The sequence below is a fragment of the Pseudomonas sp. Irchel 3E13 genome (assembly GCF_900187455.1).
In the GTDB taxonomy this organism is placed as follows: Bacteria; Pseudomonadota; Gammaproteobacteria; order Pseudomonadales; family Pseudomonadaceae; genus Aquipseudomonas.
In genome coordinates, this window is record NZ_FYDX01000007.1 from 104,985 (window position 1) to 117,032 (window position 12,048).

At 64.4% G+C, this 12,048-nt stretch carries 10 protein-coding genes; 5 read left to right on the forward strand and 5 right to left on the reverse strand.

What is annotated here, in order from left to right; genetic code table 11:
* Window positions 1-60 precede the first annotated feature (60 nt).
* Window positions 61-648: a DUF2780 domain-containing protein gene (locus tag CKW37_RS13510; protein WP_095156206.1), complete on the forward strand. Its 588-nt coding sequence runs from the start codon at window positions 61-63 to the stop codon at window positions 646-648.
* Here CKW37_RS13510 and CKW37_RS13515 read toward each other — a convergent pair.
* Window positions 640-1,527, reverse strand: a complete 888-nt coding sequence (locus CKW37_RS13515; RefSeq protein WP_095156207.1) for an acyltransferase — start codon at window positions 1,525-1,527, stop codon at window positions 640-642. The two genes, CKW37_RS13510 and CKW37_RS13515, sit on opposite strands and share 9 nt — an antisense overlap.
* A 180-nt stretch (window positions 1,528-1,707) precedes the next feature.
* Between CKW37_RS13515 and CKW37_RS13520 the strand changes: the two genes are divergently transcribed.
* The 4 genes from CKW37_RS13520 (at window position 1,708) to creD (ending at window position 5,814) form a co-directional block, all read left to right on the forward strand.
* Complete coding sequence (locus CKW37_RS13520; RefSeq protein ID WP_095156208.1) at window positions 1,708-2,205, forward strand: ATP-dependent zinc protease; 498 nt, start codon at window positions 1,708-1,710, stop codon at window positions 2,203-2,205.
* 70 nt (window positions 2,206-2,275) lie between these two features.
* Complete coding sequence (gene creB / locus CKW37_RS13525) at window positions 2,276-2,962, forward strand: two-component system response regulator CreB (protein ID WP_095156209.1); 687 nt, start codon at window positions 2,276-2,278, stop codon at window positions 2,960-2,962.
* The gene (gene creC / locus CKW37_RS13530; protein ID WP_095156210.1) at window positions 2,962-4,395 is read left to right on the forward strand and encodes a two-component system sensor histidine kinase CreC; all 1,434 of its coding nucleotides are present in this window, start codon (window positions 2,962-2,964) and stop codon (window positions 4,393-4,395) included. Before creB ends, creC begins: the two co-directional genes overlap by 1 nt.
* An 84-nt stretch (window positions 4,396-4,479) precedes the next feature.
* Window positions 4,480-5,814 carry a cell envelope integrity protein CreD gene (creD, locus tag CKW37_RS13535; RefSeq protein WP_095156211.1) on the forward strand — a complete coding sequence of 445 codons (1,335 nt, stop codon included), beginning with the start codon at window positions 4,480-4,482 and terminating at the stop codon, window positions 5,812-5,814.
* Between the two features lie 208 nt (window positions 5,815-6,022).
* On the opposite strand, the gene CKW37_RS13545 is transcribed toward creD, so the two are convergent.
* The 4 genes from CKW37_RS13545 to aceF all read right to left on the reverse strand — a co-directional run bounded on the left by CKW37_RS13545 (window position 6,023) and on the right by aceF (window position 12,047).
* Window positions 6,023-6,655, reverse strand: coding sequence for a glutathione S-transferase N-terminal domain-containing protein (locus tag CKW37_RS13545; protein ID WP_095156213.1), 633 nt, complete (start codon window positions 6,653-6,655; stop codon window positions 6,023-6,025).
* A 9-nt stretch (window positions 6,656-6,664) separates the two neighbouring features.
* Entirely contained in the window at window positions 6,665-7,330 is a 666-nt protein-coding gene (gene msrA / locus CKW37_RS13550) for a peptide-methionine (S)-S-oxide reductase MsrA (RefSeq protein WP_095156214.1), read from the reverse strand.
* 90 nt (window positions 7,331-7,420) lie between these two features.
* On the reverse strand, window positions 7,421-10,111 hold the full coding sequence (locus tag CKW37_RS13555; protein WP_095156215.1) for a bifunctional diguanylate cyclase/phosphodiesterase: 2,691 nt from the start codon (window positions 10,109-10,111) through the stop codon (window positions 7,421-7,423).
* 301 nt (window positions 10,112-10,412) lie between these two features.
* Window positions 10,413-12,047: a dihydrolipoyllysine-residue acetyltransferase gene (gene aceF / locus CKW37_RS13560; RefSeq protein ID WP_095156216.1), complete on the reverse strand. Its 1,635-nt coding sequence runs from the start codon at window positions 12,045-12,047 to the stop codon at window positions 10,413-10,415.
* Between the last annotated feature and the right edge of the window lies 1 nt (window position 12,048).

Sequence of the window (12,048 nt, forward strand, 5' to 3'; positions counted from 1 at the left end):
CCCGCCAATCCACTCCAACACCTCGTTTTCCCTGCCTTTACGGCTGACGAGGTCTTTGCCATGAAACGTTTCGCGCTGGTCACCCTGATGACCCTGGCCGCCAGTTCGGCCTTCGCTTTCAACCTCAACGACGCGGCCAACGCCGTGTCCGCCATGCAAGGCAAATCCGATGACGCCGCCGTCCAGGCGCCCGCCGCTTCGGCCAATCTGCTCAACACCCTCGGCAGCGAACTCAAGATCACCCCGGAACAAGCCATTGGTGGCACCGGCGCCCTGCTGGGCCTGGCGCGCAATCAGTTGAGCACGGGCGATTACCAGCAACTGAGCAAGGCCGTGCCGGGCCTCGACATGCTGTCTGACGAGAACGCCCTCGGCGGGCTGGCGGGATTGGGGGATCTGCTCGGCAAGAGCGGTCAGGCTTCAGCGTTGAGCAATGCGCTCGGCGGTGAGGTAAAGAACGGCACGGACCTGAACAACGCCTTCAGCGCCCTCGGCATGGAGAACGGCATGATCGCCCGCTTCGCGCCGCTGATCCTGCAGTACCTCGGCCAACAGGGCGTGGCCGGGTCGCTGTTGCAGAATCTGGCCGGCATCTGGGGCAACGGCACGGCCGCACCGCTCACCCCGGCGCCGGGCCCGTCAGTTTAATTCCGCGCGCAGGGCCTCGATCCGCGCATCCTTCTCGCGCCACAACTGGTTGACCCAGTCCTGCACGGCCTGGCGCACCGCCGGGTCGGTTTCGTAGTCACCGGCCCACAGCGCCGGGTCCAGCTCGCGCACCTGAATATCGACGATCACCCGCGGCAAGCCGCCGCTGACCAGATCCCAGAACCCCGGCGCCTTGTCGCCGGGATAGACGATGGTCACGTCCAGCAGGGCGTCGAGCTGCTCGCCCAGCGCCGCCAGCACGAAGGCGACGCCGCCGGCCTTGGGCTTGAGCAGGTGCCGATAAGGCGATTGCTGTTCCTGGCGCTTGGCCTCGGTGAAACGGGTGCCTTCCAGGTAATTGACCACGGTCACCGGCTGGCGCTTGAACAGTTCACAGGCCGCCTTGGTGATGGCCAGGTCCTGGCCCTTGAGGTGCGGGTGTTTGTCGAGGAAGGCCTTGCTGTAGCGCTTCATGAACGGGTAATCCAGCGCCCACCAGGCCAGGCCCAGCAACGGCACCCAGATCAGCTCCTTTTTCAGGAAGAACTTGAAGAACGGGATCTTGCGGTTCAGCACCTGGATCAGCGCCGGGATATCGACCCAGGTCTGGTGGTTGCTGACGCAGAGGTAGGAGGTGTCCAGGCGCAGGTTGGCATTGCCGCGCACGTCCCAGCGGGTCGGGATGCACAGGGCGAAGATCAGTTTGTCGATTTCGGCCCAGGTCTCGGCGAACCACATCACCGCCCGGGAGGCGTGATCGCGGTAGCGACCGGGCAAGACCAGCTTGAGCACGGCGCAAAGCAGCAGCGGTCCGATCAGGACCAGGGTGTTGAGCAACAGCAACAGGGTGACGAAACTGCCGGTGAGCAGGCGGCGCATAAATCCACTCTTAGTGTGGGAAAGACGGTCGGCAATGATAAGCAGCGGCGACGGGAACACCAAATGCTGTCCGGCGAGTGTCATGAACAAATGTTTCACGTTGTGTTCATTACCCTAGCTTGCCGAACCTACAGCGCAACGGCAGTCTAACGGTCGTCCCATCCCAAGGAAGTCATTCCATTGAAACCACTGATCGCCCTGCTCGGCCTGCTGTCCCTGCCAGTGATGGCCGCTGAACCGACCCTCTATGGTCGCTACGAATACATCGGCCTGCCGGAAATCGGCCAGACCCTCAAAGCCAAGATGGACACCGGCGCCCTCACCGCCTCGCTGTCCGCCAAGGACATCGAACAGTTCAGCCGTGACGGTGAAGACTGGGTGCGTTTCCGCCTGGCCACCAAGGATGCCGGCAGCAAGGTCTTCGAACACAAGCTGGCGCGCATCAGCAAGATCAAGAACCGCGCCGACGAAGAAGACGAAGAAGGCAGCGAAATCGCCCACCGCCCGGTCATCGACCTGGAGCTGTGCCTGGGCGATGTGAAGCGCACCGTCGAGGTCAACCTGACCGACCGCAGCAGCTTCAACTACCCGCTGCTGATCGGCGCCAAGGCCCTGCGCGAGTTCGGCGCCGCAGTAAACCCGGCCCGCCGCTTCACCGCCGACAAGCCGGACTGCTGACGCAACGCGGCAAAGTGATGCACAGCGCTTTACACTTGCCGCTTCCCACTTGCCGCCTGCAGTTGCCGCCATGCCCCACATCCTGATCGTTGAAGACGAAGCGGCCATCGCCGACACCCTGATCTACGCCTTGCAGGGCGAAGGCCACAGCACCGAGTGGGTGACCCTCGGCCAGGCCGCGCTGGAGCGACAGCGCCAGCAGCCGGCCGATCTGGTCATCCTCGATATCGGCCTGCCGGACATCAGCGGTTTCGAGACCTGCAAGCAACTGCGCCGCTTCAGTGAAGTGCCGGTCATGTTCCTCAGCGCCCGCGACGGCGAAATCGACCGGGTGGTGGGCCTGGAAATCGGCGCCGACGATTATGTGGTCAAGCCGTTCAGCCCGCGGGAAGTCGCCGCCCGGGTGCGCGCCATCCTCAAGCGCATGGCGCCAGCGGCAAGCACCGCCGTTGCAACCGGCACCACGCCGTTCAGCATCGACACCCTGCGCATGCAGATCCACTACCGCGAGCACCCGCTCAGCCTCACCCGCCACGAATTCCGCCTGTTGCAGTGCCTGCTGGAGCAGCCGCAGCGGGTTTTCAGTCGCGAGCAGTTGCTGGACGCCGTTGGCGTGGCGGCCGATGTCGGCTACGAGCGCACCATCGACAGCCATATCAAGAGCCTGCGCGCCAAGCTGCGCCTGGTGGCCGCCGAAGCCGAGCCGATCCAGACCCACCGCGGCCTGGGCTACAGCTACAACCCGGACCAAAGCTGATGCGCCTGGGTATCCGCATCTTCCTGGTGTACTTCCTGTTCGTCGGGCTGACCGCGTATTTCGTCCTCAATACCGTGCGCGAGCAGGTGCGCCCCGCCGTGCGCCAATCCACCGAGGAAACCCTGGTGGACACCGCCAACCTGCTGGCGGAAATCCTCCGCGATCAGGTCAAGGCCGGCACCCTCGGCCAGAGCGCCCTGCCGCAGTTGCTCACCGCCTACGGCCAGCGCCGCCCCAACGCGCAGATCTGGGGCCTGGCCAAGAACGAGGTGAACCACCGCATCTACGTCACCGACGCCAAGGGCATCGTTCTGCTGGATTCCAGCGGCGAGGCGCTGGGCCAGGATTACTCGCGCTGGAACGACGTCTACCTGACCCTGCGCGGCCAGTACGGCGCCCGCTCGACCCGCAGCGATCCCAACGATCCGGACTCCTCGGTGATGCACGTCGCCGCACCGATCCTCGACAACGGCACGCTGATCGGCGTGGTCACCGTGGCCAAGCCCAACCGCTCGCTGCAACCCTACGTCGACCGCTCGGAACAACACCTGGTCACCCTCGGTATCGGCCTGATCGTGCTCGGCCTGCTGGTAGGCGCGGCGCTGTCGTGGTGGCTGACCCGCTCGCTGCGCCGGCTGACCCGCTACGCCCAGGCCGTCAGCGCCGGCGAGCGCGTGGCCCTGCCGCACTACCGCGGCGGCGAGCTGGCGCAGTTGGCGGATGCGGTCGAGCGCATGCGCACCCAACTCGAAGGCAAGGCCTACGTCGAGCGCTACGTGCACACCCTGACCCACGAACTGAAAAGCCCGCTGGCGGCGATCCGCGGCGCCAGCGAGCTGTTGCAGGGACCGATGCCGGACGAGCAGCGCCAACGCTTCACCCACAACATCGAGAGCGAAAGCGCGCGCATGCAGCAATTGATCGAGCGCCTGCTGGACCTGGCCCAGGTCGAGCAGCGTCAAGGCCTGGAAGACCAGCAGCAGGTGGCGCTGGCAGAGATGGTCGACGCCCTGCTGCTGGCCCGCGGCGCCCGCATCGAAAGCGCCGGCCTGCTGGTGCGTCAGCAAGTACCGGCGACGGCGCGGCTGTACTGCGAGCCGTTCCTGATGCGTCAGGCGATCGGCAACCTGCTGGAAAACGCCCTGGACTTCACCCCACCTGGCGGCCGGTTGGTGTTCGAACTGGAGCACGATGCACAGCGCGTGGCCCTGAGCCTGTACAACCAGGGCGAGGCGATTCCCGATTACGCCCTGGGCCGCCTCTGCGAACGCTTCTATTCGCTGCCCCGGCCCGGCACCGGGCGCAAGAGCACGGGCCTTGGCCTGAACTTCGTCGAGGAAGTCATGCAACTGCACGGCGGCTCGCTGGAGATCGCCAACGTCGAGGACGGCGTGCGCGTGCGGTTGTGGCTGCCAGCCAATCGCCTGGACTGAATCTCCACACAAACTCCACATTCACTCCCGCGTCGCTCCACACAGCGCTCGCAGACTGGGCTCCTTCTCAAGCGGAGCCCCTCCATGAACAAAACCCTGAGTATCAAACTCGGCATCATCGCCTTGCTGGTGATCGGACTGCTGATTCCCCTGCTGATGATCGGCGGCCTGATCAGCGAGCGGCAGTCCCTGCGCGACAGCGTGGTCGAGGACATCGGCCAGAGCTCAAGCCACGCCCAGCAGATCAGCGGTCCGATCCTCGTGGTGCCGTACCGCAAGACCGAGCGGGTATGGAAAACCCAGGACGGCAGGACCTTCCAGGAAACCCGCGTGCGCACCAGCCACCTGGCCTTTCTGCCGGAAACCTTCGTCCTCGATGCCGACGCCAACACCGAGCTGCGCGCGCGGGGCATCTACGAGGCGCGGCTGTACCACGCCAACAGCCACGTCAGCGGCCAGTTCAAGGTGCCGGCCAACTGGGGCATCAAGAACGACCTCGACGACTACCGCTTCGAAACGCCGTTTATCGCGGTGGGCATCAGCGATATCCGCGGCATCCAGAACGGCCTGCAGTTGCAGCTCAATGGCCAGACCCTCGACTTCGCCGCCGGCAGCGGCGTGGACTGGCTCGGCGGCGGCGTGCGCGCCAGTGTGCCGGGGCTCGATAGCCAGAACGAAATGCGCCTGGACTACGCCTTCGACCTCAAGCTGCAAGGCACCGGGCAGTTGCACGTGTTGCCAGTGGGCCGCAGCAGCAATGTGAATCTGAGCGCCAACTGGCCGCACCCGGGCTTTATCGGCAACTACTTGCCCACCAGCCGCGAGATCACCGACAAGGGCTTCAACGCTCACTGGCAGACCTCGTTCTTCTCCACCAACATGGAAGACGCCCTCGAACGCTGCGTGACGACCGACCAGTGCACGGACTTCCAAAGCCGGCGTTTCGGCGTCAACTTTGTCGATCCGGTGGACCAGTACCTGAAAAGCGAGCGGGCGATCAAATACGCGCTGCTGTTCATCGCCCTGACCTTCGCCGGCTTCTTCCTCTTCGAAGTGCTGCGCAACCTCAGCGTCCACCCGATCCAGTACGCTCTGGTGGGCGCGGCCCTGGCGCTGTTCTACCTGTTGCTGCTGTCGTTGTCCGAGCACCTTGGCTTTGCCTTGGCGTATGGGTTGTCGGCGAGTGGCTGTGTGGCGTTGATCGGTTTCTATCTGTGCCATGTGCTGCACAGCCGGGCGCGTGGGATGGGCTTCGGCGCGGGGTTGGCGGTGCTGTACGCGATGCTGTACGGGCTGCTCAGCGCCGAGGATTACGCGCTGCTGATGGGGGCGTTGCTGCTGTTCGCCTTGCTGGGTGTGTTCATGGTGCTGACGCGGCGGCTGGACTGGTATCGCGCGGGTCAGGGGGTGGCGGCATGAGTGGGTTGCGCGAGGAGCGGGTGTTCGGGGAGCAGTTGGTGCGGGGGATTGTCGGAGTCTGGGCAACAGAGGTGTTGCAATCGCGACGGCTCGGCGCCCTGACAAGCTCGCTCCTGCAGATAGAAATGGCTCGAATCTCCGTAGGAGCGAGCTTGTCGGAGCGCCGAACCGTCGCGAAGGGCCGCAAAGCGGCCCCAGAAATGCCGAATCAGGCCGCCGGCGGTGCAGTCAGCTTCATCGAAGGGCGCTGACTGACCTCCGCATACCACGCCGCCAGCTTCGGCTGCTGCTCACGCCAGCCGAAGTTCGGCATGCGCAAGTCGATATAGCCCAGCGCACAGGCCGCACCGATCGCCGCGACGTCGAACACCGAAGCCAGCTCAGCAATATGCTCGGCTTCAAAATCCGCCAGGCCGCGGCGAATCTTCTCCTGCTGCGCGGTGAGCCACTCGTCCCACTGTTTCTCAGCGGGCCGCAAGAACTGCTCATAACGCGCCAGCACCGAGGCGTCCATGATCGCATCCGCCTGCGAAGCCAGGCTCAGGCGGCGCCAGCGCGCGTCGCCCTCACGCGGGATCAGCGGGTTGCCGACGTGTTGCAGGTCGAGGTACTCGAGAATCACCCGGCTGTCATGCAGCACGGTGCCGTTGCCCAGCACCAGTGCCGGGATCTTGCCGACCGGGTTGTCGCGGTTCAATCCGGCATCCGGGTTCACCGGGCTCATGTTGATGGTGTTCAGCGCGACCCGGTCGAACTGCCCGGTCTCGTGCAGGAACACCGTGACCTTGCGCACGAAGGGCGACAGCGGCGAGTGGTACAACGTCATGCTCGGCGTGGTCATGGCGCGTCCTCAGTTGCCTTGCAGGCTGGGCGGCAGGCAGACACCGGTACCACCGATGCCGCAATAGCCCTCGGGGTTCTTCGCCAGGTACTGCTGGTGGTAAGCCTCGGCGAAATACACGGTCGGCGCCTGGGCAATCTCGGTGCTGATCTCGCCGAAACCGGCCTTGCTCAGTTCGGCCTGGTACTGCGCCTTGCTCGCCTCGGCTTCGTCCAGGTGCTGCGGGCTGGTGCAGTAGATCGCCGAGCGGTACTGGGTGCCGATGTCGTTGCCCTGGCGCATGCCCTGGGTCGGGTTGTGCAGTTCCCAGAACATCGCCAGCAGTTCGCGGTAGCTGAGCTTGTCCTTGTCGAACACTACCAGCACCACTTCGGTATGCCCGGTCAGGCCCGAGCAGACTTCTTCATAGGTCGGGTTCGGCGTGAAGCCGCCGGCATAACCGACCACGGTGCTGACCACGCCATCACGCTGCCAGAAACGGCGCTCGGCGCCCCAGAAGCAGCCCAGGGCGAAAATCGCGAAATCGACATCTTCAAAGAACGGGCCGAGCAACGGCGTCTCTTTGAACACGAAATGCCGCTCAGGCAGGGACATCGGGGTTTCGCGGCCAGGCAGCGCCTGTTCAGCGGTAGGCAGGACGTTTTTGTTCACCAGGATTTCCGAACGCAGGACCATGGACCCATTCCTCTTGTCAGGTAGGAGACATCGCCGAGCGATGTCGTCTATTGGGATAGACCCGTAGTGTGCCCGAGTGTTGCGTGACTGTCAGGCCACCGGGCCACGCGGATAGCGCCTGAGCTTTTCAACCAGCTCATCGCCGGGGATCGGCTTGTCGAACAGGTAGCCCTGGCCGACATCGCAACGGTGACGACGCAGGAACGCCAACTGCTCGGCGGTCTCGATACCTTCGGCGACCACCTTGAGCTTGAGGTTGTGGGCCATGGCCACCACCGCCGAGGTGATTTCCATGTCGTCCTGGTTGTCGGGGATTTCGTTGATGAAGCTGCGATCGATCTTGATGATGTCGATCGGGAATTTCTTCAGGTAGCTGAGCGAGGAATACCCAGTGCCGAAGTCGTCCATCGCCAGGGTCAGGCCCAGTTGCTTGAGCTGGTCGAGCTGGCGGCGGGTGTCTTCGGTGGCTTCCAGCAGCAGGCCTTCGGTCAGTTCCAGCTCCAGCAGGTGCGGCGGCAGCGCTTCTTCCTGGAGGATGTTGGCGATCGAGGCGACCAGGTCCGGGTCGGAGAACTGCTTGGGCGACAGGTTGATCGCCACCTGCAGGTTGGGCATGCCCTCGGCGGCCAGTTGCTGACTCATGCGGCACGACTGGCGCGCCACCCATTTGCCGATTGGGATGATCAGGCCGGTTTCCTCGGCGACGCTGATGAACTGGTCCGGGCGGATCATGCCCTTTTCCGGGTGGTTCCAGCGCAGCAGCGCTTCCAGGCCGAGCAGGCGGCCGGTGCGCAGGCACAGCTTGGGCTGGTAGAACACCTGCAATTCGTTCTGCGCCAGCGCCCGGCGCAGGTTGTTCTCGACGAACAGCTTGTAGCTGGCCTCGGCATTCAGCGCCTCGGTGAACACCTGCACCTGATGCTTGCCGTTGGCCTTGGCCTTGTGCAGCGCGAGGCCGGCGTTCTTCATCAGGGTCTGCGGGTCGCGGCCGTGCAGCGGCGCGCACGCCAGGCCCACGGAGCCGGTGACGTTGATCAACTGGTTGTCGACGAACATCGGTTTGTCGAGGGTATTGAGCAGCGATTGCGCGGTCTGCTGCCCGCTTTCCATGTCGGTGTTGTCCAGCAACACGGCGAACTCGTTACTGGCGAAACGCGCCAGGCTACCACCGGGGCTGAGACTGTTGCGCAGGCGCCGGGCGAGGCTCACCAGCAGCTTGTCGCCGGTCTGGTGGCCGAGGCTGTCGTTGATCCGCTTGAAGTTGTCGATGTCCACCAGCAGCAGGCAGATCGGCGTGTCGCTGTCGCGGGCGAAACGCTCGTCGAGGCTGCGGATGAACGCCGGGCGATTGCCCAGGCCCGTCAGGTTGTCGGTGTAGGCCAGGCGCTCGATGCGCTGCTGGGCGAGCTTGTTCTGGGTGACGTCTTCGTAGATGCCGATGTAGTGGGTCAACTCGCGGTTGTCGCCATACACCTTGGAAATCGACAGTTGTCCCCAGTACGGCTCGAGGTTCTTGCGCCGGCTCTTGAACTCGCCCTGCCAGCTATTGCCCATGGCCAAGCTGGAATCGTCGAAGAGCAATTCGCTGAGATTTTCCAGCGCCGACAGCTCGGACAGCCGATGCCCCTGGACCTCCTCGGAGCTGTACTGGGTGATCGCGGTAAAGCTCGGGTTGACGTACTCGACCACGCCGTCGCGGTTGACCAGCAGAAAGGCGTTGGCGCTCTGCTCCACCGCGCGCTGGAACAGGTACAGGGCGTTGGTGGCGGTGCGTCGGTTGTGGTTGTTGATGACCTGGGCGAACTGGTCCGCCAGCTCGCCGGCGAAGGCGATCTCGTCGGTCTGCCAGGCCCGCGGGCTGCCGCCGTGTTCGAGGCACAGCACGCCGACCACCTGGCCGTCGATGCGGATACTGGCATCGAGCATGGCGATGATGTCGCGCGGGCGCAGGCTCTCGGTGATATCACGGGTGCGCGGGTCATGGCTGGCGTTGTGCGCATCGATCGCGCGGCTGGTGTGCAGCGCCTCCAGGTAATCCGGAAACAGGCCGGCGTCGATCGCCTCAGGCAGGCGGTACTCGCGGGTCTCGCGGTAGAACGCGGAAATCGGCTCCAGGCGCTGGCCTTCCAGGTACCAGATGCTGGCGCAATCGATGTTGTAGATCTCGCACGCGCTGCGGGTGATCAGCTCGGCGGCTTCCTGCAGCGAATTGCTGGCGCTGTAGCGGTGCCGGGCCAGGTGCAGGATCAGGTCCTGCTGGGCACGCACTCGCTCCAGGTGTTCAAGTTGTTCCTGCTGCGCCTGCTGGTTCAGCTTGAGGGCGATCTGCAGGCGGCTGTTGCGGGTTTCCAGGTCGTCGGCGCTGAGTTCGGTCATCTCGCCGGGCTGGTCGTCCAGCACCAGCAGGTAGCCGCGCAGCAACTGGCGATTGTGCTGCCGGTAGGCTTCGCCCACTTCCAGCAGATTCAGCGGGCCGTGGCTGGTGTGCAGGGTGTAGCGGCTCAGGTAGTGATTGCCGACCGCCAACTGCGCGTCGATGGCGTCATGCAGCTTGTAGCGCGCCTCCGGCGCCATGAGGCTGGCGTAGGGCGAACCGACCAGGGCACACAGCTCCACCGCCGGCAGACCGAACTGCCGTTCGCAGCCCGGATCGAGGTAAAGCATCGCCCAGCTAGCTTCGTTCAGCCGCTCGAAACGCAGCATGCCGAGCCGTGATGGCACCGGTAACTGCGTCACTACCTCGGCCGCCGGACGGCTGGCAGCATCGGTTTGGCTTTTCATGGGAAGCTCGCTCGAAAAAGACTGATGGCACGGGCTTGGCACATTGCTGCTATGCACGCTTGGGCAAGGTTGCATCATGCGCCAGAGGCTGACAAGTAATAGGTTGGCTGGCGTCTTGATCTATGTCGGCATGGCGGCGTTTTTCTTCAGCCCCGCTACCGGTAAACGCCAGGCGGGCCGGGGCGCTGAACCGTTTTTTCGAAGACAAAAAAAGCCCCGTCAGAGACGGGGTTGAGGTACGAGCGTGGCAGCTCGAAAGCGGGCCTGTCTCCCCCGGCAGAGGGAGACAGGTGAACAACGGTTACAGCAGGATGGTGCGGATGTCGCCCAGCAGGTCGCTCAGGCGCTTGGTGAAGCGCGCGGCGGCTGCGCCGTTGATCACACGGTGATCGTAGGACAGCGACAGTGGCAGCATCAGCTTCGGCTGGAAGGCTTTGCCGTCCCAGACTGGCTGGATGGTGGCCTTGGAAACACCGAGGATCGCCACTTCCGGCGCGTTGACGATCGGCGTGAAGCCGGTGCCGCCAATGTGGCCGAGGCTGGAGATGGTGAAGCAAGCGCCTTGCATGTCGTCGGCAGACAGCTTTTTGGTCCGGGCTTTTTCGGCCAGGGCCGCAGCTTCGGCAGCCAGTTGCAGCAGGCTCTTCTGATCGACGTTCTTGATCACAGGGACCAGCAGGCCATCCGGGGTGTCCACGGCGAAGCCGATGTTCACGTACTTCTTGCGGATGATCGCTTTGCCGCTTGGCGCCAGCGAACTGTTGAAGTCCGGCAGTTCCTTGAGCAGGTGAGCAGAGGCCTTGAGCAGCAGCGGCAGAACGGTCAGCTTGACGCCAGCCTTCTCGGCCACGGCTTTCTGCGCGATACGGAACGCTTCCAGCTCGGTGATATCGGCCGAGTCGAATTGCGTCACGTGCGGCACGTTCAGCCAGCTGCGGTGCAGGTTGGCAGCGCCGACCTGCATCAGGCGGGTCATTGCCACTTCTTCGACTTCACCGAACTTGCTGAAGTCCACGACCGGGATCGGCGGGATGCCCGCGCCACCGGTTGCGCCACCTGCGGCCGGTGCTTCCTTGGCCTTCTGCATCATGGCTTTGACGTAAACCTGCACGTCTTCTTTCAGCACACGGCCATGCGGGCCGGTGGCTGCGACAGCGTTCAGCTCGACGCCGAACTCGCGGGCCAGTTGACGCACGGCTGGGCCGGCGTGAACTTTGGCACCGCTGGCGGCAACAGGCGCGGCAGCAGGTGCTGCGGCAGCCGGTGCCGGAGCAGCAGCGGCAGCCGGAGCGGCCTCAGCCTTGGCAGCCGGCGCAGGTGCTGCGGCCGGAGCCGGAGCCGCGGCAGGCGCGGCGCCGGCGATTTTCAGCTTGAGGATCAGGTCGCCTGTACCGACTTCGTCGTCCAGCTTGGCGATCACGGCTTCGACCACGCCAGCGGCAGGAGATGGAATCTCCATGCTGGCCTTGTCCGATTCCAGGGTGATCAGCGACTGGTCGGCGCTGACGGTATCGCCAGCCTTGACCAGCACTTCGATGATCTTGGCCTTGCCCGACGAACCGATATCCGGAACGTGGATGTCCTGAACGGTGGCGGTTGCCGGTGCGGCAGCCGCTGCCGGAGCAGCTTCAGCAGCCGGTGCAGCGGCAGGCGCGGCAGCCGGAGCAGCAGCGGCCGGAGCCTCAGGCGCCGCGGCAGCGGCACCCTCGACTTCCAGTTCCAGCAACTCGTCGCCTTCTTTCAGGCGGTCGCCCAGCTTGACCTTCAGCGACTTGACCACACCGGCCTTCGGCGCGGGGATCTCCATGGAGGCCTTGTCGGACTCCAGGGTCAGCAGGCTCTGGTCGGCCTCGATACGGTCACCGACCTTGACGAACAGCTCGATGATTTCACCTTCACCGCTGCCGATGTCAGGTACGCGAATGAGTTCGCTCACT

Excerpts from the sequence above, each read along its gene's own strand:
- CKW37_RS13555 (WP_095156215.1), bottom strand. The coding sequence starts at position 10,111 with ATGAAAAGCCAAACCGATGCTGCCAGCCGTCCGGCGGCCGAGGTAGTG.
- creB (WP_095156209.1), top strand. The coding sequence starts at position 2,276 with ATGCCCCACATCCTGATCGTTGAAGACGAAGCGGCCATCGCCGACACC.
- CKW37_RS13510 (WP_095156206.1), top strand. The coding sequence starts at position 61 with ATGAAACGTTTCGCGCTGGTCACCCTGATGACCCTGGCCGCCAGTTCG.
- creC (WP_095156210.1), top strand. The coding sequence starts at position 2,962 with ATGCGCCTGGGTATCCGCATCTTCCTGGTGTACTTCCTGTTCGTCGGG.
- CKW37_RS13515 (WP_095156207.1), bottom strand. The coding sequence starts at position 1,527 with ATGCGCCGCCTGCTCACCGGCAGTTTCGTCACCCTGTTGCTGTTGCTC.
- msrA (WP_095156214.1), bottom strand. The coding sequence starts at position 7,330 with ATGGTCCTGCGTTCGGAAATCCTGGTGAACAAAAACGTCCTGCCTACC.
- CKW37_RS13545 (WP_095156213.1), bottom strand. The coding sequence starts at position 6,655 with ATGACCACGCCGAGCATGACGTTGTACCACTCGCCGCTGTCGCCCTTC.
- creD (WP_095156211.1), top strand. The coding sequence starts at position 4,480 with ATGAACAAAACCCTGAGTATCAAACTCGGCATCATCGCCTTGCTGGTG.